Origin of the sequence: Lonsdalea quercina subsp. quercina (genome assembly GCF_000688655.1) — a bacterium.
Taxonomy (GTDB): domain Bacteria; phylum Pseudomonadota; class Gammaproteobacteria; order Enterobacterales; family Enterobacteriaceae; genus Lonsdalea; species Lonsdalea quercina.
The window spans coordinates 87,892-108,845 of the sequence record NZ_JIBO01000020.1 but is presented as its reverse complement, the minus strand read 5'-3'; the positions used below and the strand labels follow the sequence as shown (position 1 = coordinate 108,845).

The 20,954-nt window shown below is 58.6% G+C and carries 18 protein-coding genes and 1 pseudogene; 13 read left to right on the top strand and 6 right to left on the bottom strand.

The window, feature by feature from the left end; genetic code table 11:
• The 4 genes from RZ35_RS16440 to RZ35_RS16425 form a co-directional block, all read left to right on the top strand.
• Positions 1-531: bacteriophage T4 gp5 trimerisation domain-containing protein (locus tag RZ35_RS16440; RefSeq protein ID WP_026744286.1), on the top strand; the 531-nt coding region annotated here is incomplete at its 5' end.
• A gap of 14 nt (positions 532-545) precedes the next feature.
• Positions 546-953 carry a DUF1795 domain-containing protein gene (locus tag RZ35_RS16435; protein WP_026744285.1) on the top strand — a complete coding sequence of 136 codons (408 nt, stop codon included), beginning with the start codon at positions 546-548 and terminating at the stop codon, positions 951-953.
• A gap of 11 nt (positions 954-964) precedes the next feature.
• Complete coding sequence (locus RZ35_RS16430) at positions 965-5,332, top strand: RHS repeat-associated core domain-containing protein (RefSeq protein WP_081825746.1); 4,368 nt, start codon at positions 965-967, stop codon at positions 5,330-5,332.
• 1 nt (position 5,333) lies between these two features.
• Positions 5,334-5,813 carry a hypothetical protein gene (locus RZ35_RS16425; protein ID WP_036153706.1) on the top strand — a complete coding sequence of 160 codons (480 nt, stop codon included), beginning with the start codon at positions 5,334-5,336 and terminating at the stop codon, positions 5,811-5,813.
• 52 nt (positions 5,814-5,865) lie between these two features.
• On the opposite strand, the gene RZ35_RS16420 is transcribed toward RZ35_RS16425, so the two are convergent.
• From RZ35_RS16420 to hemC, 6 genes and pseudogenes are all read right to left on the bottom strand, one after another.
• Positions 5,866-6,219, bottom strand: a complete 354-nt coding sequence (locus RZ35_RS16420; RefSeq protein ID WP_026741248.1) for a SymE family type I addiction module toxin — start codon at positions 6,217-6,219, stop codon at positions 5,866-5,868.
• Positions 6,216-6,426 (bottom strand): annotated as a pseudogene (locus RZ35_RS17535) (SymE family type I addiction module toxin). Before RZ35_RS17535 ends, RZ35_RS16420 begins: the two are co-directional and overlap by 4 nt.
• A 373-nt stretch (positions 6,427-6,799) precedes the next feature.
• Positions 6,800-8,029 (bottom strand): protoheme IX biogenesis protein HemY, encoded by a 1,230-nt coding sequence (hemY, locus tag RZ35_RS16415; RefSeq protein ID WP_036153703.1) that lies wholly within the window; start codon positions 8,027-8,029, stop codon positions 6,800-6,802.
• Between the two features lie 2 nt (positions 8,030-8,031).
• Positions 8,032-9,159: a uroporphyrinogen-III C-methyltransferase gene (gene hemX / locus RZ35_RS16410; protein WP_026744283.1), complete on the bottom strand. Its 1,128-nt coding sequence runs from the start codon at positions 9,157-9,159 to the stop codon at positions 8,032-8,034.
• A gap of 17 nt (positions 9,160-9,176) precedes the next feature.
• Positions 9,177-9,923 (bottom strand): uroporphyrinogen-III synthase, encoded by a 747-nt coding sequence (hemD, locus tag RZ35_RS16405; protein ID WP_026744282.1) that lies wholly within the window; start codon positions 9,921-9,923, stop codon positions 9,177-9,179.
• Complete coding sequence (gene hemC, locus RZ35_RS16400) at positions 9,920-10,858, bottom strand: hydroxymethylbilane synthase (protein ID WP_026744281.1); 939 nt, start codon at positions 10,856-10,858, stop codon at positions 9,920-9,922. Before hemC ends, hemD begins: the two co-directional genes overlap by 4 nt.
• 337 nt (positions 10,859-11,195) lie before the next feature.
• Here hemC and RZ35_RS16395 point away from each other — a divergent pair, with 337 nt between their 5' ends.
• The 9 genes from RZ35_RS16395 to corA all read left to right on the top strand — a co-directional run bounded on the left by RZ35_RS16395 (position 11,196) and on the right by corA (position 20,912).
• Positions 11,196-13,754 carry a class I adenylate cyclase gene (locus RZ35_RS16395; protein WP_026744280.1) on the top strand — a complete coding sequence of 853 codons (2,559 nt, stop codon included), beginning with the start codon at positions 11,196-11,198 and terminating at the stop codon, positions 13,752-13,754.
• 212 nt (positions 13,755-13,966) lie between these two features.
• Positions 13,967-14,134 (top strand): LPS translocon maturation chaperone LptM, encoded by a 168-nt coding sequence (lptM, locus tag RZ35_RS17530; RefSeq protein WP_071999816.1) that lies wholly within the window; start codon positions 13,967-13,969, stop codon positions 14,132-14,134.
• 89 nt (positions 14,135-14,223) lie between these two features.
• On the top strand, positions 14,224-15,048 hold the full coding sequence (gene dapF, locus RZ35_RS16390; RefSeq protein WP_026744279.1) for a diaminopimelate epimerase: 825 nt from the start codon (positions 14,224-14,226) through the stop codon (positions 15,046-15,048).
• Positions 15,045-15,758 (top strand): DUF484 domain-containing protein, encoded by a 714-nt coding sequence (locus tag RZ35_RS16385; RefSeq protein WP_026744278.1) that lies wholly within the window; start codon positions 15,045-15,047, stop codon positions 15,756-15,758. Before dapF ends, RZ35_RS16385 begins: the two co-directional genes overlap by 4 nt.
• Positions 15,755-16,666, top strand: a complete 912-nt coding sequence (gene xerC, locus RZ35_RS16380) for a tyrosine recombinase XerC (RefSeq protein WP_026744277.1) — start codon at positions 15,755-15,757, stop codon at positions 16,664-16,666. Before RZ35_RS16385 ends, xerC begins: the two co-directional genes overlap by 4 nt.
• The gene (yigB, locus tag RZ35_RS16375) at positions 16,666-17,382 is read left to right on the top strand and encodes a 5-amino-6-(5-phospho-D-ribitylamino)uracil phosphatase YigB (protein WP_026744276.1); all 717 of its coding nucleotides are present in this window, start codon (positions 16,666-16,668) and stop codon (positions 17,380-17,382) included. Before xerC ends, yigB begins: the two co-directional genes overlap by 1 nt.
• Positions 17,383-17,467: 85 nt before the next feature.
• The gene (gene uvrD / locus RZ35_RS16370; RefSeq protein ID WP_026744275.1) at positions 17,468-19,630 is read left to right on the top strand and encodes a DNA helicase II; all 2,163 of its coding nucleotides are present in this window, start codon (positions 17,468-17,470) and stop codon (positions 19,628-19,630) included.
• A 28-nt stretch (positions 19,631-19,658) separates the two neighbouring features.
• A complete protein-coding gene (gene ysgD / locus RZ35_RS18640; protein ID WP_394296379.1) occupies positions 19,659-19,793 on the top strand; it encodes a YsgD/CorL family protein in 135 nt (44 codons plus the stop codon).
• A 168-nt stretch (positions 19,794-19,961) separates the two neighbouring features.
• Positions 19,962-20,912, top strand: a complete 951-nt coding sequence (gene corA / locus RZ35_RS16365; RefSeq protein WP_026744274.1) for a magnesium/cobalt transporter CorA — start codon at positions 19,962-19,964, stop codon at positions 20,910-20,912.
• Positions 20,913-20,954: the final 42 nt, after the last annotated feature.

Below are 20,954 nucleotides of genomic sequence, written 5' to 3'. Positions count from 1 at the left end.
GACCAGCCGATCGTCACCGGGCGCACCTATCACGCCACCCATCCCGCGCCGTATGAACTGCCGGCGCACAAGACCCGCATGAGCATCAAGAGTGCGACCCACAAAGGGGTCGGCTTCAACGAGCTGCGCTTTGAAGATCAGGCCGGGCAGGAAGAGCTGTTCCTGCATGCCCAGAAAGACATGAACACCGTGGTGCTGAATAACCGCAGCACCTCGGTCAACGTTGACCACAGCGAGAACGTCGGGCGCGACCAGACGCAGGTGGTGCAGCGCAATCAGACGGTGTCGGTACAGGGCGNCCAGGTGACGGAAATTCAGGGGCAGCAGACCATCGCCGTGACCCGAAACCGCAGCACGGTGGTGAACGAGGCCGAGACGCTGCACGTCAAGGGCAACATCACCATTCAGTCGCGGGAAGGCAGCATCCAGATTGGCACCGGCAGCGGCTATATCCTCATCACTCAGGATGGCGACATCAATATCGTGGGCAAGCACATCGTACTCAACGGTACCCGCATCGATTTGAACTAAAGGACGGCAACAGCATGTATCAGATGAATGAAGGCACACTGGCGATCCCGGCGGACTGGCGCGACGAATCTCTCCATGTGTTTGTGCTGCCGGGCGACACCGCCAATCTGGTGGTCAACCGCACGCCGATTGAGTTCGGCCTGACGCCGGAGACGGTGTATCAGCAGACGCTGGAGCAGTTCGCCGCGCACCTGAAAAACTATGAGGAGCGCGCCGCCTGGGAACTCATGCTGGATGGCGAACCGGCGCGCGCGCTGGAGTACACCTGGCGCTCGACGGAGGGGCCGATGCATCAGGTGGTGGTGATGCAGGTGCGCGGTCAGCGGCTGCTGACGTTTACCGTCACGGCGGCGGGCGAACTGCGGGAAGAGCAGAAAACCGCGCTGTTAGCGGTGGTGGAGAGCTTTAAAAGCGCGTCCTGAAGGGAGTCGACATGCTGAATGACATACTGAGCCGGGTGGCCCGCGTGGGGGCCATGCATGCGGGGAGTCAGCCCNCGCCGCCGGCGGAACGCCCACAACCGTGTCAGGGCAAACCGCCGACGNCGCCGGGCAAGACCATCAAGCACGCCAGTTTTTTGGGGGCATTGCTGGGGGCCATCGCGGGCGCGCTGGTCGCGGCGGCGGCTTTTGCGGTAGCGGCAGCTGCGGTGGCGGTCACAGTGGCGGCTATTGTGTCCGTTACCGGATTCACCGGCGGATTTGGATTTGTGCTGGTCGTGGGGGCTGTCAAGCTGGCGGCCGGGTTCGGGCTCACCTATTTGCTCAAAGATCAGATTGCCGCGATTTCCGGCGGCGTCGCCGCGATGGTGGACAGCGTGACGCCGCCGTTTGGCCCGGTGGTCACCGGCTCCGGAAATGTCTTCGTCGAAAAATTACCCGCGTCCCGTGCCGAGGTCGATACGGTCGCCTGCACCAAACACAACTCGCCGCAGCCGATTGCCCAGGGCAGCGACACGGTATATGTCAATCAGCACGCCGCGGCGCGCATCGATGATAAAACCGTATGCGGCGGCACCCTGAAGGAAGGGGCATCTACCGTTTACTTCGGTGCGGGACAGCAGACCCTTTTGGACATTCAGGATGAATTCAGCTGGTGGGAGAAAGCCATTCTGATTGGCGTTGAGTTTTTGGTGCCGCCGAGCCGGGGCCTGTTCAAAGGGCTGGGACGATTGTTGACCCACCCCCGGGCCGCGCTCAGGGGGATGTACGCCGGCGCCTTGGTGACCGCCCGGGAGTTAAAGCGCATCGCGGGGTGCGCCAGTCGCGCCTTTCGCGAGAGTAAGGGGCTGGCACGCGTCAAGGAATCGATAAAAGCCTTCCTGAAAGACCCGGTGTATATCGCCAGCGGCGACGTGATTGAGTCGCGGCAGGATATCGCGCTGGGACAGACGCTGCCGCTGGTGTTCGAGCGCACCTACCGCTCGGCCTCGTCGCATTCGGGGTTGCTGGGACACGGCTGGCACGACAGCTGGAGCGAAGTCGCCCGGGTCAGTCAGGAAGGATTGAATACCCATGTCGTCATCACGCTGGCACAGGGCTTTGACATCGACTTCACCTTCCATCAGGACATCCAGGCGGTGTTCTGCCCGCTCTACCCCGCGTTTACCCTCCACCGCCGCGGCGAAGGTTTCAGCCTGTGGCACCGGGACAGCCAGACCTGGCGCACATTCAGCGTGGTGCAAGGCGATACGCGGCTGCTGAGTGAAATCCGCGACACCCATGACAACCACATCGCCCTGCTGCGTGACAGGCAGGGCCGCCTGCAACAGGTGCGGCACAGCGACGGTATCGAAATACGGTTGGTGTGGCAGGGTGACTTCGNGCATCAGCTTATCCGCACCGACGGCGCCCAGCGCACCGAGCTGGCATTGTACCGTCAGGACGAACTGGGCCGCCTGATGGAGGCGGACGCCACCCAGCTGTACCACCTCTACTACGAGTATGATGCGGCCAACCGGCTGACGCGCTGGGACGACCACGACCAGACCTGGGCGCGTTACGAGTATGACGAACAGGGGCGCTGCGTCTTCACCACCTGCGCCGATGGCTTTCTGACCGGACGCTTCGAATATTACCCCAACCGCGTCATCATGACCGACGGTCAGGGACACCGCAGCGAATACGGTTTTAACGACCTGTCGCTGATGAGCTATCAGCGCTCGCCGCTGGGCCACGAGACCCGCTACGAGTATGACCAGCATGGCAACCTGCTGCGGGAGATTTCGCCGCAGGGGCGCGTCACCGCCTTCAGCTATCTGGAGCAAACCGGACTGGTCAGCACCTTCACCGACGGCGGTGGTCAGATGTGGGCCTACGACTATGACGAGCAGGAACGGCTTTGCGGCGTGACGGACCCGCTGGGGCGCACCTGGGCGTGGGAGTATGACGCGGCGGGCGACCCGGTGCGGCTGACCGGCCCCGACGCCCGCGAAGTGCACTTCACGTGGAATCGCTACGGGCTGCTGACCCAGGTCAGCGACCGGGCCGGCGAGGTGCAGGCGCGGTTGCAGTATGACCATCGCCAGCGCCTGCTGAGCGCCACGGACGCGGAAGGCCGGATGCAGCACCTGCGCTACGACCCGCAGGACCGGGTGGTGCAGTGGCTGCGCCCGGACGGCGCGGCGTATCGGTTTGGCTACCGGCGGGCCAGCTGGCGTCTGCCGGAGCAGCTGTTGCGCCCGGATGAACGCGAGGAGCAGCGTCAGTATGACCGCCACAAAAACCTGCTGAGCTATGTGGACGGCAACGGGGCGATGTGGCGTCAGAGCTACGGCGCGNTCGACCTGCTGCGCTCGCGCACCGATGCACAGGGCCGGACCTGGCGCTACGATTATGACCCGGAGACGCAGCAGCTGACATCGGTCACCGCCCCGGACGGCAGCCGCTGGCAGTGGTGGCTGGATGCGGACGGCCGAGTCATCCGCGAACAGGATATGGCCGGCACGGTCACCCACTACGGTTACGACGAAGACGGGCACTGCATCGAGGTGCGCAACGGCGAAGGCGAACGGCGTCGCTTCCAGTACGACGGACGCGGTCTGCTGATACAGGAAACCTCGCCGGAAGAGACGGTGCACTATCGCTATGACGCGGTGGGACGACTGACCGAGGTGACGTCGTCGGTCAGCCACGTGCAGCTGGAATACGACCTGCGCGACCGGGTGGTGCGCGAGTGGCAAAACGGCACGGAAGTGCGCAGAGTCTACGACGAACACAGCGTCACCCGCACCCTGCTGTGGTCGGAAGACGAAGCGGAAAAGGAAGACGGGCTGACCAGCACCTTCCGCTACAGCCGCACCGGTGAACTGAAGCAGGTGGTGCTGCCGGACGGCGCGGAGCTGACGATAAACCACGACGCCGCCGGGCGCGAGAGCGAACGCCGGGGCGGGCGTTTCCTGCAGACGCGCGAGTACGACGCGATGGGGTGGCTGACGCGCGAGATGAGCGGTCAGGCGCATGACGGACGCCTGCAGGCGCAGCAGACGCGGGAGTACCGCTACGACGGCGCGGGCAACGTGACGGGCGTGCGCACCAACCGCGACAGCGAAGGGTATCGGCTGGACAAGACCGGGCGGGNGCTGTCGGTCCTGACCGGCGGCGCGGGCAGGACGCCGACTACCGAGACCGACTACCACTACACCCGCACCGGTCTGCCGCAGGAGAAAGGACGGCTGACCGAGTGGGAAGCAGGAAGGCTGGTACAGCGCGACGATACCTATTACACCTATGACCGGGCGGGTCGTCTGGTGCGCCGACAGCAGGTAAAGCCGGGGTTCCGGGCGCAGGTGTGGCACTACCGCTGGGACAGTCGCAACCAGCTGCGGGCGGTGGATACGCCCACCGGGGAGACCTGGTATTACCGCTACGACCCGTTCGGCCGTCGGGTCAGCAAACGCTGCGCCGAGCGCGGCGAAGCGGTGCGCTACCTGTGGGACGGCGACCAGATAGCGGAAGTGCGCCACTATCGTCAGGGGCAACAGACGTCGCGGCGCCACTGGGTGCACAACGGCTGGGAATTGGTGGTGCAGCAGCGGCACACCGCGGCGGGCGGCTGGGAAACGGATTTTGTGAGCAGTGCGCCAAACGGCGCCCCGCAGGCGCTGTACGACAGCGAAGGCGAACTGCGCTGGCAGGCCCCGAAAGCCACGCTGTGGGGCCAGCGCGCAGTGGCTGAAACGGAGAGTGCCGACCCAGGACTGGCGTTCGCCGGGCAGCTCCGTGACAGCGAAAGCGGCCTGTGCTATAACCGATTTCGGTACTACGACCCGGCCGGCGGCGGGTATATCTCGCCGGACCCGATAGGGCTGGCGGGGGGACATAACCCGTATGCTTACGTTCACAATCCGCTGGGATGGATAGATCCATTAGGGCTAGCTGGATGTTCTACTCTTGATCGCATTATTGCCGATGCTAATAAGGTTGCGTCACCTGGAGGGCATATAACTCCAAAGCAAGCAGAAATATTAAAAGGTAATTTACCGGTAGTTCAAAGACGTAGTGCTTTCCAAAATAGGCTGTCACGTAAAGAATTTGTGAGAGATCAAAAATATCTTATGAGTCAATGGGAAGCGAATACAGGAAGAGTTTGGCCTACTGGGGCAACTCCGCATCATATAATTCCATTGGAAAGTGGGGGGGCGAATAAATGGTGGAACTTAATGCCTACACATGGAGCATTACCAAACCACTCTTTACCTGGAATACCTGGCCCACACGCAGCAGGTGGTGTGCTTCGTACTACAGTCCAACAAGGTAGGAAAGCTTTACCGCCAGGAACCATAACCGATTTGAGATTGTAATATGATTGATATTAATAAAGTGTTGGAAGAAATAGAGAAGGCAAGCTTCTTTTCAAAAATGGGGATGTCTGATATCCAGAATGAAAAGGTTATTTTAATTAAAGATGTTGAAAAGGTTTTCATTAATCCATCTGATGTAGATTTTAATGGCCTTTATGCTAGTACTGAGTGGCTTCCGACCTCGCCAACTCAAGATGACCCATTTTATAAAGGTCAAACTACATCTAAAGAGCTTGCAGAGCTTAGAATTAAAGTAAATAAAGCAGTATTAAATGCAACTAAAGGGTTACCTAAAGATAAATTTATATGCTTACCACATGATTTTAGCCAAGCGGCAAGAAATGGAATATGTTTTGCTTTTAGGCAGTATGTATCTGAAAAATATCTAAACCTAGGAGCTAGATGGGAGGATGTTGTGCGGATATATTATGCTGGGCATTGGCCTGTTGGCTTTGCTAAAGAAAAAATAATAGCTATTTAATATAAGGCTAGATAGATCCAAGAAGGATCTATCTAGTTATTTAGAACTGTGGTTACGCCAGCATATTCCCCTGCTGCACCCGAATCAATACCTGACCAGGCATCACGCTGATCGCCAGCGGTTGCCCGGTCAGGCCACACTGTGTCAGCCAATCCCCCGCCAGATACAACTCGCCGTTATCCCGTATCCAGTCCACGCCGATATTAGGAGCTGCGTCCACCTCCAATAATAACCGCTCAATCTCTGCCTCATCAGAAACAAACGTTATTATCAGCCCATCCCGATACGGCTCTATCTTAAATACTGCACCCGGCGTAAACCCCGCTTTAATAATATCCTGGCTATCGATAATCAGCTCAGGAATAAATCCGCCTGTGGTGGCCTGTATAATAGTGCCTCCGTTCATACGCTTCCCTCCACCTGAATAATCAATCTTCCGTGTTCAATATTTACCGTGACCGGCTGGCCGGTGATAAAGCCCGACTCTTCCAGCCTGCGGCCCTCGAGGTTTATCGCGGACGGGGGGGTTGGGTCTGCCGTTTTGCGGGGCATATCCCACCGTGTAGTAATGTACTGTTTTGGTTGCTTTATTACTTGTGTCGGCTTCGGTCAGCTACGTGCAGTTGGAATACGACCTGCGCGACCGGGTGGTGCGCGAGTGGCAGAACGCACGGAAGTGCGCAGAGTCTACGACGAGCACAGAGTCACGCGCACCCTGCTTTGGTCGTAAGAGGAAAAGGAAGAAGACGGGCTGACCAGCACTTCCGCTACAGCCGAATCAGTGAGCTGAAGCAGGTGGTGCTGCCGGACGGCGCGGAGCTGACGATAAACCACGCCGTTGCCGGGCGTAAGAGCAAACGCCGAAGCTTACGCGTCATGCCTGAGGTAGGTGAGTGACGTTTACCTTCCCGCGAGAGCAGGAAAGCAAACGGTGATGGTATGAGCGCGGAGAGCGGCGCAGAGCAAGTCTGCGCCTGAGGTGGGTTTTATTGGGCCTGCGGCGTCGGCAGGGCATCTGCCTCGGATGCTGGCGTAGACTGCAACGACAGTAATAGACCTTCGCGGCGCAGCGTGGCCGCGTCTTCGTACCTTTTCAGGCGGTCGTAGACGTCGGCGCACCAGGCGTAGTCGTAGGCGTCTGGACGCAGCGCCAGCGCGGCCTGGAAAGCGTCGGCGGCCTGTTCCCATTCGCCGTGTTTCATCAGCAGCTGGCCCAGCGTACTGTGCAGCAGAGGAACGTCGGCGNGCTGTTTGATCAGCTGGCGCAGAATTTTTTCCAGCTGTTCCGGGTTACCGGCGTCCAGCCGCGGCATCAGCAGGATCAGTCTTTCGTCATATTGACGTTTCAAGGCGTCGACGATGGTTTGCTGCGCGGTCTGGTGGTCGTCGCATTCAATCAAATGCTCCGCCATCGCAACTTGCAACGCCTGCTCGTGCCGTACGCGGCGGCTCTGATTTTTCCACCNCTGTTTCAATCCTTCGCTGCCGCCTTCCGACATCGCCTGATTCATCAGTCCAAGTGTCGCCTGCTGTTGCAGGGCCGCCAACTCGGCTTCATCGTGCAACTGGGTTTTGCGCATGGCGGGCAGGATATCCAGCAGCGCGCTGTAAGCATGGGTGCGCAGGAAGGCCTGCTCGGCCAGCCTCAGCACTTCAGGATGGCGCGGCGCGACTTCCAACAGACGATCCGCGCCATGGCGTGCGGCATGGTCTTCGTGACGAGCCAGCTGAATACGAACACGGGTGATATCGACCGGTAGCTGGTCGGTGTCGGCGATTTCAGCGGCGCGTTCCAGGTATTGCCGGGTGCGGAATTCATCGCCTCTCTGCTGTGCGGCTTCGGCGGCCAGCAGATAGTTCACCACCGGTTGATCGGCATGATCGGCGTTACGCGTCATTAGCTTCTCGACCTGGCGATAGTCACCTTCCGCCAATTTGAGCAGCGCGGCTTTGGTCTGCTTGCGAGCCAGACTGCGTTTACGGCCGAGGAACCAGCCGCGCGTGCGTGCGCCGGTGCGGAAAACGCGTCGCAGTATCCACTCGACCAGCAGAAAGGCCAGAAGGAACAACACCAGCATGATGACCAGCCCGGTAACGCTGGTTTCCACGTTGTAGTTATCGGTCTGGATCAGCACGTAGCCCTGATGGCCAGCGACCATCGGTCCCGCGACCAGACCGGCGATCAACACGATAAAAAGCAGAAGTACCTTAAGCATAATCACTCTCCCTGCGGCGCGGCTGACGGTTGCGCCAGCAGGTTACGAACCCGGGTCTGCATCACTTTTTCCAGCAGAGGCTGACTTTGCAGTTCGGTAGGCACGTCCATCGAAACCGACTGCTGGCTGAGTGCGTCCAGCTGCTCCAGGAAGGCTTTGGTTGCCGCGTCGTTGTTATCGAAGTAGGCGCGAACCCATACCGCGGCGGTTTCCAGCGACTGTCGATAGGTTTCATTCTGATGACGCGGCACCGCCTGAGCGGCAACCAGCAGGCGGGCGCGGATATTTTCGCGCAGGTAGATATCCTGGTTCGGCGCCAGCAGCGGTTCGGCGCCGCTGTCGCGACGACGGACGGTGATGAATTCCGACAGGAAGTTGTGCCAGCTTTTGCTCAGGTTCTGGCGCCATTCACTCCATGAAGCGGACAAAGACGTATCATTTTCGTCCATCGGCGCTTCGTCCAGATCGCTGTCGGCCATGCGCAGGTTATCCACCTGATCGGCCAACTGATTTACCTTGAGAATGATGCCGTCGAAATCGACCTGATTAACGCTGGCTAACGTGCTGATGTCTTGCGTAATGGCGCGACGGAGGTCAATTAGGCTCGGGTCTTTCATCTCCGCCAGGCTGGCGTCTGCGCTTTTNAGCAGCGTACCTGCGGTAGTGACGTCTTTGTCCGCCCACAGTTTGCGGCCGGCCATTTTCACCAGGAAGTCGGCTTCGGACAGCAGCCAGGTTTTGGCGTCATGATTGGAGAGCGCATCCAGCTTTTCCTGCAGGTCGCCTACCTGACTGTTCAACGCCGTGAGGCGCTGTTCGCTGGCGTTTTGCGTCTGGCTTTGCTGAGCCAGGGATTGCTGCCAGGACTGCTGGTTTTGCTGCTGTTGCTGTTTGAACCCGTCGAGTTGCTCCTGTAATTGCGCGACAATCGCCGACTGTTTCGACGTCTGCTGATGCGCGTAATAGTAAACACCGCCGCTTAAGCCGAGTGCGATAACGATGGCTGCGGCACCCAGGAGCACACCGTAACGCTGAGGTGCTGACGGTGTCGGTTCGGGTTGTGTAGAGGAAGATTCAGCCCGTTCAACAACCTCTTCATTCGAAGTTGTGGGGGTAATGCGTTCCGTCATAATGAGACATCCTATGATCAGGTTTGTTGTAGTGCGCGCAGCAGCGCATCGTTATCTGCATTATCGGCGACCAAGATATCGCGCCAGCCAAAATCATGGGCCAGGGCGGCCAGTCGTTCGCTGACCACCACCATTCGGCAGCTCAGTAGCCACGAAGCCCGATAATAATCAGGAACTAAAGNATAGATCTGTTGCAGCATTTCTCCGCTGGTGACGATCAGCGTATCCACGCCGAGCGTTTGCCAGCGCAGCGTTTGCTCTGTGCCGTCATACTGTACCGGCGTCCGCTGGTAACATTCGCAGTAGCTGACCTGCGCGCCGCGCTGGCGGAGCGTATCGGCCAGCAGCTCCCGGCCGCCGTTCCCGCGCAGCAGCAGCGCCCGCTTGCCTTCAACCTCCTGGAGAGACGGATCATGCAGCAGCGTTTCGCTGGTGCCGTGACTCTCAGGATAGATGACCGGCCGACGGGTGACGGTATGAAGCGCCAGCCCGGTAGTGCGGCCGACGGCATAGTAATTCAACGTTTTCGGCCAGCGCAGACCCGCCTGCGACAACGCTGGCTGAGCGAACTTAACGGCCTGATTGGAGAGCGCGAACACCAGATCGCCCGGCTGCAATGTATTCAGCATAGCGGGTAATTGGGGCAGTTCGCGACCCAGCGTAAATTCAATCAATGGGCAGTGGTAGGCCGTGAGTCCGGCCTGACAGAGACGGGAAACCAGTTGCTCGCCCGCAGGAGAGGGGCGGGTAACTAAAATCGTCATGACGAAGAGGCACCGTAAACGGCCTGTAAAATCTCGGCGGCGCCGCAAGCCAGCAGCTCTTCCGCCAGCGCAACCCCGATGCTCTCCGCCTCTGCGCGTGGTCCACGCCGCTCGCGCAGGATGATGCGGCTGCCGTCCGGCGCGCCGACCAAGGCACGCAGCCATAGGCACTCGCCCTCCAGCTCCGCGTAGCTGCCGATCGGCACCTGGCATCCTCCCTCAAGACGTGTGTTCATGGCACGCTCCGCCTGCACCCGCGTAGCGGTGTCGGTGTGATTCAGCGGGGCCAGCAGGCGTTGCGTTCTGGCGTCGTCCAGCCGGCATTCGATACCGACCGCGCCTTGACCCACCGCCGGCAGCGACGTTTCCGGACTCAACGCGCAGCGCACGCGGTCTTCCATGCCCAGCCGCTTGAGGCCCGCAACGGCCAGAATGATGGCGTCATATTCGCCGTTATCCAGTTTGGATAGGCGGGTGCCGACGTTGCCGCGCAGATCGCGCNCCACCAGGTCAGGCCGGTTGGCGCGCAGCTGGCACTGGCGGCGCAGGCTGGATGTACCGACGCACGCGCCTTCAGGCAGCGCGTCCAGATTGGGGTAGAGGTTGGAGACGAATGCATCGCGAGGATCGTCGCGTTCGCNGATGGTGACCAGTCCTAGTCCTGGCGGGAAGTCCACCGGGACGTCTTTCATGGAGTGAACGGCGATGTCGGCGCGCTGTTCAAGCAGCGCCAGCTCTAATTCTTTGACGAATAGACCTTTTCCCCCAACCTTGGCGAGCGGAGTATCCAGCAGAACGTCTCCCCGTGTTACCATTGGCACCAGCTCCACTTGTAAATCCGGATGACAAGACTGCAGCTGTTGTTGTACATAATGGGCCTGCCATAGGGCGAGCGGGCTCTTTCGGGTGGCAATTCTGAGAATATTGTCTAACATGCTGGATACCGTTGTTATCGTTTCGTTGCATCGTATCATTGATGCTGCGCCAGTGTCAGTTGCCGGGCCGTGGCTAAACCTCAGTTGGTGACGATTGCAATGATAGCAGCCATAAATCATAAATGCTGGCGAGGGNCTGAGAGAGCGACAGCAGAACCAACCCCGAAGTGTAGACCGAAAATTCTGACTTTTTTTACTTTCTTTACGCCTTTTCAGCAAGGTGTTAAATTGATCACGTTTCCAGCAATAAACTGTCCGCCATTCCTCAAAATCATGACTCAGGACAGGTTTGGAAAAACGGCTTTTTTTAGTCACTGGGATAATCAGGCGAAACGTCTTGTACCTCTATATCGAGACACTAAAGCAGAGACTGGACGCGATTAACCAACTGCGAGTTGAACGCGCTCTGGCAGCAATGAGACCCGCTTTCCAGCAGGTTTACAGTCTTTTGCCGGTTTTATTACATCACCACCATCCCCAGATGCCGGGCTACCTTGAAGGTAAGGTTCCGCACGGTATATGTCTCTACACGCCTGATGAAAACCAACAACGCTATTTCGATGACGCCCAACTGGTTGGCGGAATGGCGGAACCCATGTGTAAGCAGGGCGAATTCCCCATCAACGGCATTTATTCGATGGGCAGCACCTCATCCATTGGTCAAAGCCGCACCTCCGATCTTGACGTGTGGGTCTGCCATCAATCCTGGCTCGATACCGAAGAGCGTCAGCGCTTACAACAGAAATGCACGCTGCTGGAACAGTGGGCGGCGGGATTGGGGGTAGACGTCAGTTTCTTCGTCATGGACGAGAATCGCTTTCGTCACAATGAGAGCGGCAGTCTGGGCGGCGAAGATTGCGGTTCGACTCAGCACATTTTGTTGCTGGATGAATTCTACCGTACCGCCGTTCGCATGGCGGGCAAGCGCATCCTGTGGAATATGGTGCCGGTAGAGGAAGAGCCGAACTACGACGAGTATGTCATCAACCTTTACTCGCAGGGCGCGCTGGCGCCGAATGAGTGGCTCGATCTGGGCGGTCTTAGCACCTTGTCGGCGGAAGAGTATTTCGGCGCCAGCCTGTGGCAGCTCTACAAAAGCATCGACTCTCCCTATAAAGCGGTGCTGAAAACGCTGCTGCTGGAAGCTTACTCCTGGGAATATCCCGATACCCGCCTGCTGTCGGCCGAGATCAAAACGCGTTTGCATAAAGGCGAAATTGTGTCGTTTGGGCTGGATCCGTACTGCATGATGCTGGAGCGCGTCACCCACTATCTCACCGCCGTCGACGATATGCCGCGGCTGGATCTGGCGCGCCGCTGCTTCTATCTCAAAGTGTGCGAGAAACTGTCTACCGGCGTCGGTAAAACCGCCTGGCGCGAGCAGATCCTGACACAGCTGGTTCAGCAATGGGGCTGGGACGACAAGCGTTTGCAGATGCTGGATAACCGCGCCAACTGGAAAATCGAGCAGGTGCGCGAAGCGCATAACGAACTGCTGGATGCGATGATGCAGAGCTATCGAAATCTGATCCGATTCGCCCGGCGTAACAACCTGAGCGTCAGCGCCAGCCCGCAGGATATCGGCGTGCTGACGCGCAAGCTGTACGCCGCCTTCGAGGCGCTGCCGGGCAAAGTGACGTTGGTGAATCCGCAGATTTCTCCCGATTTGTCCGAGCCGGACCTGACGTTCATATACGTGCCCGCTGGGCGCGCCAATCGTAGCGGCTGGTATCTGTATAATCAGGCGCCATTGATGGATGCCATCATCAGCCATCAGCCGCTGGAATATAACCGCTATCTGAACAAGCTGGTGGCCTGGGCCTATTTCAACGGCCTGCTGACGTCTGCCACGCAGCTGCATATCAAAGGCGGAGATCGCTGCGATTTAGCCAAGCTCAAGGAGCTAGTGTCCGACGTCGCGAGTCACTTCCCGCTTCGTGTCGCGCCGCCCACGCCTAAGGCGCTGTATAGTCCGTGCGAGATTCGTCACCTGGCGATCATCGTCAATTTGGAGCACGATCCGACGGCGGCCTTCCGTAATCAGGTCGTGCACTTCGACTTCCGTCAACTGGACGTGTTCAGTTTTGGTCAGCAGCAGCAGTGTCTGGTCGGCAGTATTGACCTGCTATACCGCAACTCCTGGAATGAGGTCAGAACCCTGCACTTCAGCGGCGAACAGGCGGTATTAGAAGCGCTGAAAACCATTCTGGGCAAAATGCATCAAGATGCGGCGTTGCCGGAGTCGTTGGACGTCTTTTGCTACAGCCAGCATTTACGCGGACTGATCCGCACGCGCGTACAGCAACTGGTGTCTGAGTGTATAGAGCTGCGCTTGTCCAGCACGCGTCAGGAGCCGGGTCGCTTCAAAGCGGTGAAGGTGGCGGGACAAACCTGGGGGCTGTTCTTCGAGCGACTCAGCGTGTCGGTGCAGAAACAGGAGAACGCGGTGGAGTTTTACGGCGCGATTTCCAACAACAAACTGCAGGGGCTGCCAATTCAGGTGGAAACCGCCGCGCAAGTCCACTTGCCGCCGGTGATAGACGGCGTCGCTAGCGAAGGGATCATTCAGTTCTTTTTTGAAAACCGAACGGACAACGAAGGTTTCAATATCTATATTCTGGATGAGACCAACCGGGTCGAGGTATTTCATCACTGCGAAGGCAGCAAAGAGGAGCTGGTGCGCGACGTCAGCCGCTTCTACTCCTCCTCTCACGATCGTTTCACCTACGGCGCCAGCTCAATCAATTTTAATCTCCCGCAGTTTTACCAGATAGTCTTGGTCGATGGCCAAACGAAGGTGATTCCATTCCGCAAGAGCGACCTCTCGCCGATGTGTATGACCTCGCTTCAGGACGGCTCTCCACGGCTGAACCCGCGACAGCTTCAGACGCTGTAGTTTGACGCTCTTCTCTCAACGCGCCACCCACCTTCAATAGACCGAACGCTCTTTTCTTCGCTCTTGGCCTTAACGTACGCTTCCAGCGAAGTGCCCTCGTGCATCGGTTCGATTCATTGAACTCGCCGTCGTTGATTTTCGATTCCTGTTGATTTTCATGATCCAGCTGCGATTATAGAGAGCATGAGTCTCTGAACGACAGGTTTAACGTTATGAAATCGCTATTTCGCCAGGCTGCGCTGGCGCTGGTTGCACTCGCGGTGGTCGGCTGTGGTCTGAAAGGGCCGCTGTACTTCCCGCCGGAGCAGAAAAGCCCGACGCCGAGTGAGTCTCAGACACAGAACAATACGACACCGCAACCATCGGCTAATCGGCCATAACGGCAGACGATCAAACGGGATTTCCCCATCTTTTAACGGGTCACGATAGCGTATTTACCGCGTCCGGTTGAGCCAGCGGAGTCAGGATAATGCAGTTCTCCAAAATGCACGGTTTAGGCAATGACTTTATGGTCGTCGATGCCGTCACGCAAAATGTCTATTTTTCGCCCGAGCTCATCCGCCGTCTGGCGGATCGCCATTGCGGCGTGGGCTTCGACCAGTTGCTGGTTGTTGAGCCGCCGTACGATCCTGAGCTGGATTTTCATTACCGTATCTTCAACGCCGACGGCAGCGAAGTGGCGCAGTGCGGCAACGGCGCCCGTTGCTTCGCTCGTTTTGTACGGCTGAAGGGGCTAACGAATAAGCGCGATATCCATGTCAGCACCCACAGCGGACGCATGGTGCTGTCGGTCACCGAAGATGAACTGGTGCGGGTCAATATGGGCGAGCCAAACTTTGAACCGCAGCAGATCCCGTTTCGCGCCGCGAAAGCCGAGAAAACCTACATCATGCGGGTGGCGGACCACACCGTGCTGTGTGGCGCGGTGTCGATGGGCAACCCGCATTGCGTCGTGCAGGTCGATGACGTCGATACGGCGGCGGTCGAAACGCTCGGGCCGTTGCTAGAAAATCATGAACGTTTCCCCGAACGCGCTAACATTGGTTTTATGCAGGTCGTTAATCGCGATTCCATCCGGCTGCGAGTCTTCGAGCGCGGCGCGGGAGAAACTCAGGCCTGCGGTAGCGGCGCCTGCGGGGCTGTCGCGGTAGGGATTCAGCAAGGGCTGCTGTCGGCGGAAGTCAACGTGAAACTGCCGGGCGGCGAGCTGGATATTCATTGGGCGGGGCCGGGAAACCCGTTGTTCATGACCGGTCCGGCCACGCATGTCTATGATGGATTCATTCATTTATGAAACGCGTCGAGGAACAGCAGGGACAGGTCGATCGCGAGGTTGAACTGACGGATGACATGGTGCTGCAGTTCCTGCATCAAAACCCCGATTTTTTCATCCGCAATTCTCGCCACGTTGAACAGATGCGCATCCCGCACCCGGTGCGAGAGAGCGTATCTTTGGTCGAGTGGCAGCTGTCGCGTCAGCGCNCCCAGATCCAGCACCTGGAAGAGGACATTACGCTGCTGATGGAGCAGGCCGCGCAGAACGAGGCGCTGTTCAATCAACTGTTGCAGTTACAACTGGCCTTGTCGGCGGCGGATTCGCTGCAGGATCTGCTGGATCGTTTGCAGCGCTGGGCGCGCAAACTGGGGCTGTCCGGCGCCACGGTGCGGCTGTTCAGCGACAAATGGCGTATCGGCGCGCCGTCTGATTTCACGCATCTCGCGCTGAATCGCACGGCGTTCGAACCCCTGCGCATTCAGCGGCTGGGGAAACGTAATCACTATCTTGGCTCGCTTAACGGACCCGAGCTGCTGCTGCTGCTGCCACAGGCGCGGCAGGTGGGGTCGGTCGCGCTGTCCATGATGGGCGAAAAAGGCGATCTGGGACTGCTGATTTTCAGCAGCCGCGACAGCCATCATTATCAGGAAGGGATGGGGACCGTGCTCTTGCAGCATCTGGCGACGATATTGCCGATGGTTCTGCAACGCTGGATCGAACGGCTATGAACGTCCCCGACTCGCCCTTGTTGACGCAGGCCGACGCCTTTTTACGCTATCTGCGGGTCGAGCGGCAGCTTAGTCCGCTGACGCAAAGCAGCTATGCGCATCAACTCCAGGCCGTTATCTCTATCTTATCCGCCTCCGGCATAAGCGACTGGCGTCAGCTAGACGCCGCCGGGGNGCGTGCGGTAGTGGCGCGCAGCAAGCGCGATGGACTGCAGTCCTCCAGTCTGGCGCTGCGCCTCTCCGCGCTGCGCAGTTTTCTGGACTGGATGGTGAGCCGCGGCGCGTTGAACGCCAATCCTGCCAAAGGGATTGCCACGCCGCGAGCCGGGCGTCATCTGCCCAAGAATATGGATGTGGACGAGGTCAACCGTCTGCTGGACATCGACGAGAGCGATCCGCTGGCGGTGCGCGATCGGACGATGCTGGAAGTGATGTACGGCGCGGGTCTTCGTCTGGCTGAGCTGGTCGGTTTGGACCTGAGACATATCGACCTGGACAGCGGCGAAGTCTGGGTCATGGGGAAAGGCAGCAAAGAGCGCCGTTTGCCGTTGGGCGGAACGGCGGTCACCTGGCTGCATCGCTGGCTGGCGCTGCGGGAGATCTATGCGCCGGATGACGACGCGGTGTTCGTGTCCAGTCAGGGCAAGCGTATCTCCATGCGCAACGTTCAGAAGCGCTTCGCCGAGTGGGGCGTGAAACAGGGCGTGAATAGCCACATCAATCCTCATAAGCTCAGGCATTCCTTCGCAACACACCTGTTGGAGTCGAGCGGCGATCTGCGCGCGGTGCAAGAGCTGCTCGGCCACGCCAACCTCACCACGACGCAGATTTATACGCATCTGGATTTTCAGCATCTGGCTTCGGTCTATGATGCGGCGCATCCCCGCGCCAAACGAGGCAAATCCTGATGCACGTTTATCGTCCCCTCGGCCGAATCGAGGCCCTCACCTTCGATCTCGACGACACGCTGTACGACAATTTCGAGGTTGTGCGGCGCAGTTCACAGGAAGCGTTGCAGTTCCTGCGCGAACTCCATCCGGGGTTGCGTTCGTTGACCGAGGCGGAATTCGGCACGATGCGTAGCGAATTGCGCGCGCAGGAGCCGGAGATTTACCACGACATGACCGAGTGGCGTCGCCGCACGGTCGTGCTGGCGCTACGGCGTCAGGGGATGAGCGAGGCGGAGGCGGACGACGGCGCAGCAAAAGCGATGACGCACTTCGCCTACTGGCGCAGCCGTATCAGTATTTCGCAGGAAACCCACGATACGCTTGGGGCGCTGGCCCAACGCTGGCCGCTGGCGGCGATCACCAACGGCAATGCCGATCCTCATGCGTGCGGGCTGGGCGAGTACTTCCAGTTTGTACTCCGCGCCGGTCCGGACGGCCGCGCCAAGCCGTGGCACGACATGTTTCATCAGGCTGCGGAACGTCTCAATTTACCGTTGCATCACCTGCTACACGTGGGGGATGATCTCATCACCGACGTGGCCGGCGCCGTGCGCTGCGGGATGCAATCCTGCTGGATAGCGCCACAGAGAGCTAACCTGATGCAGCTCCGCGAAGCTCGGCTACTGCCGCATATTGCAATTGCAAGGTTGGTTTCGCTGACGGCATTGCTATAATTCACGCTTTCCACTGTATGCATAAACAGAGGTGAACTGTCGCCGCGTGGTGATGGGATGCCCTTTTCACGGATAACCAACGCCTATGGACGTATCTGATCTGCTCGACAGTCTGAACGATAAACAACGCGACGCCGTCGCGGCTCCCCGCAGCAACATGCTGGTGCTGGCCGGAGCTGGCAGCGGCAAGACGCGGGTGCTGGTGCATCGTATCGCCTGGCTGATGTCGGTGGAGAACTGCTCCCCGTACTCCATCATGGCGGTGACGTTCACCAACAAAGCCGCCGCAGAGATGCGCCATCGTATCGAACAGCTGATCGGCACCAGTCAGGGCGGCATGTGGATCGGGACCTTTCACGGTCTGGCGCACCGGCTGCTGCGCGCGCATCATCTTGACGCCGGACTGCCGCAGGACTTCCAGATTCTGGACAGCGAAGATCAGCTGCGCCTGCTCAAGCGTCTGATTAAAGCGCTCAATCTGGATGAGAAACAGTGGCCGCCGCGCCAGGCGATGTGGTACATCAACGGCAAAAAAGATGAGGGCCTGCGTCCTCAGCATATCGAGAGCTACGGCAATCCGGTGGAACAGACCTGGCTGCGCGTTTATCAGGCCTATCAGGAAGCCTGCGATCGCGNGGGGTTAGTGGATTTCGCTGAACTGCTGCTGCGCGCTCACGAGCTGTGGCTGAACAAGCCGCACATCCTGCAGCACTACCGGGACCGCTTTAACAACATTCTGGTGGACGAATTCCAGGATACCAACCGCATTCAGTACGCCTGGGTGCGGATGCTGGCGGGCGATAGCGCCCGTGTCATGATCGTGGGCGACGATGATCAGTCCATCTATGGCTGGCGCGGGGCGCAGGTGGAAAATATTCAGCACTTCCTGAACGATTTTCCGCAGGCGTCGACCATCCGTCTGGAGCAGAACTACCGCTCCAGCGCCAACATCCTCAACGCGGCCAATGCCCTGATCGCCCATAACGGCGATCGTCTGGGAAAAAACTTGTGGACCGACGGCGTCGAGGGCGACCCAATTTCCCTGTACTGCGCGTTCAATGAACTGGACGAAGCGCGGTTTGTCGTGAGCCGCATCAAGGCGTGGCAGGAAATGGGGGGAAGCCTGAACGAGTGCGCCATCCTTTATCGTAGCAACGCCCAATCCCGTGTGTTGGAAGAGGCGCTGCTACAGCAGAGCCTGCCCTACCGTATTTACGGCGGGATGCGCTTCTTCGAACGACAAGAAATCAAAGATGCGCTGGCGTATCTGCGGTTGATCGCCAACCGCAACGACGATGCGGCGTATGAACGCGTGGTGAATACCCCGACGCGCGGCATCGGCGACCGGACGTTGGAAGTGGTGCGTCAGGCGGCGCGCGACCGNCAACTGACCCTGTGGCAGGCCACTCGTGCGCTGTTGCAGGAGAAGGCGCTGGCCGGACGCGCCGCCGGCGCGCTGCAACGTTTCCTCGAACTGGTGGACGCGCTGGCTAACGACACGGCCGAGCAGCCGCTGCATGTACAAACTGACCGCGTGATCAAAGACTCCGGTCTGTGGAGCATGTACGAGCAGGAAAAAGGGGAGAAGGGGCAGACCCGCATCGAGAACCTGGAGGAACTGGTCACCGCGACGCGCCAGTACAGCTATCAGGAAGAAGATCAGGACCTGATGCCGCTACAGGCGTTTCTTTCTCATGCCGCGCTGGAAGCGGGAGAAGGGCAGGCGGACGCCTATCAGGATGCCGTTCAACTGATGACGCTCCACTCCGCCAAAGGGCTGGAGTTTCCCCAGGTGTTCATCGTCGGGATGGAAGAGGGCATGTTCCCAAGCCAGATGTCTCTTGAAGAGGGCGGACGACTGGAGGAAGAGCGTCGGTTGGCGTACGTCGGGGTGACTCGAGCGATGCGCAAACTGACGTTGNCCTACGCGGAAACCCGCCGCCTGTACGGCAAAGAGGTTTATCACCGTCCATCGCGTTTCATTGGCGAGCTGCCGCAGCAGTGCGTGGAGGAGGTCCGACTGCGCGCCAGCGTATCGCGTCCCGTTAATCAGCAGCGGCTGGGGACGCCTATTTCCGCGAGCGACAGCGGCTATAAGCTGGGCCAGCGTGTCAGCCACGCCAAATTTGGTGAAGGGACGATCGTGAATCTTGAAGGCAGCGGCGACCATTGTCGCGTTCAGGTCGCGTTCCCCGGTCAGGGGATAAAATGGTTGGTGGCGGCTTACGCAAAGCTGAACATCGTATAAACTAACGACTGAACAGATTGTTGCATTAATGGCCTGCGTGCGTGTTGACAGCCTTTTTCATCTCAGCGTAACATGCGCGCATCATTATTCCCGGAGGACCCACGCCTTGGACACACCCAGTCGATACTGGCTCACACACCTATTTCTTAGGTACAACTTCTAAGGCTATCCTCTGTTGCTGATAGCCTTAGTGGTTGTCAGCGATCTCCTCATACATCGCATCGAGTCAGCACCGTCAAACGGACTGGAATTTGATGGTGATTTTTCACCCTCTTTTTAGTGTTTCAAGCGCGTATTGTCCCTGCCAGAACACCTTTAGGGAGCATGACCTATGCTGAGCGCATTCAAGCTGGAAAACAGCCGTTTAACCCGTATGGAAATGGAAGAGGCCGAAGATCTCACTTCATCGTTATGGGTGGATTTGGTCGAACCGGACATTATCGAGCGGGACCAGGTACAAACCCAATTGGGCCAAACCTTGGCGACTCGACCCGAACTGGAAGACATTGAAGCCTCCGCGCGTTTCTTCGAGGATGAAGACGGCCTGCATATTCACTCCTTCTTCTTTTACGAAGATGCGGAAGATCACGCGGGCAATGCCACGGTGGCATTCACCATCCGCGACGGCCGCTTGTATACCTTGCGCGAACGCGAACTGCCGGCGTTTCGCCTGTATCGTATGCGCGCCCGCGGGCAGACGCTGATAGACGGCAACGCCTATGAGCTGCTGCTTGACCTGTTTGAAACCAAAATCGAGCAGTTGGCGGACGAAATCGAAAATATCTACAGCGATCTGGAGGCATTAAGTCGCGTCATCATGGACGGTCGTCAGGGCGACGAGTACGACGACGCGTTGTCGACGCTGGCTGAGCTGGAAGATATCGGCTGGAAGGTGCGTTTGTGTTTGATGGATACCCAACGTGCGCTGAACTTCTTAGTGCGTAAAGCACGGCTGCCGAGCGGTCAGCTGGAGCAGGCGCGGGAAATTCTGCGCGATATCGAATCGCTGCTGCCGCATAACGAATCGCTGTTCCAGAAAGTCAACTTTTTGATGCAAGCGGCGATGGGGTTCATCAATATCGAACAGAACCGCATCATCAAAATCTTTTCGGTGGTGTCCGTGGTGTTCCTGCCGCCAACGCTGGTGGCTTCCAGCTACGGCATGAACTTCGAATTCATGCCGGAACTGAAACTGGCCTTTGGTTATCCGGCGGCGCTGGTGCTGATGGTGTTGGCCGGTCTGGCGCCTTATTTGTACTTTAAACGCCGCAACTGGCTGTAACCGCCGAACAAAAGAAAGGACAGGCCTCGTCGATAGCGACGG

What these genes read in the sequence shown, in the direction of transcription:
- dapF (WP_026744279.1), top strand. Translation starts at nt 14,224, where the DNA reads ATGCAGTTCTCCAAAATGCACGGTTTAGGCAATGACTTTATGGTCGTC.
- lptM (WP_071999816.1), top strand. Translation starts at nt 13,967, where the DNA reads ATGAAATCGCTATTTCGCCAGGCTGCGCTGGCGCTGGTTGCACTCGCG.
- RZ35_RS16420 (WP_026741248.1), bottom strand. Translation starts at nt 6,219, where the DNA reads ATGAACGGAGGCACTATTATACAGGCCACCACAGGCGGATTTATTCCT.
- ysgD (WP_394296379.1), top strand. Translation starts at nt 19,659, where the DNA reads ATGGCCTGCGTGCGTGTTGACAGCCTTTTTCATCTCAGCGTAACATGC.
- RZ35_RS16435 (WP_026744285.1), top strand. Translation starts at nt 546, where the DNA reads ATGTATCAGATGAATGAAGGCACACTGGCGATCCCGGCGGACTGGCGC.
- yigB (WP_026744276.1), top strand. Translation starts at nt 16,666, where the DNA reads ATGCACGTTTATCGTCCCCTCGGCCGAATCGAGGCCCTCACCTTCGAT.
- RZ35_RS16425 (WP_036153706.1), top strand. Translation starts at nt 5,334, where the DNA reads ATGATTGATATTAATAAAGTGTTGGAAGAAATAGAGAAGGCAAGCTTC.
- corA (WP_026744274.1), top strand. Translation starts at nt 19,962, where the DNA reads ATGCTGAGCGCATTCAAGCTGGAAAACAGCCGTTTAACCCGTATGGAA.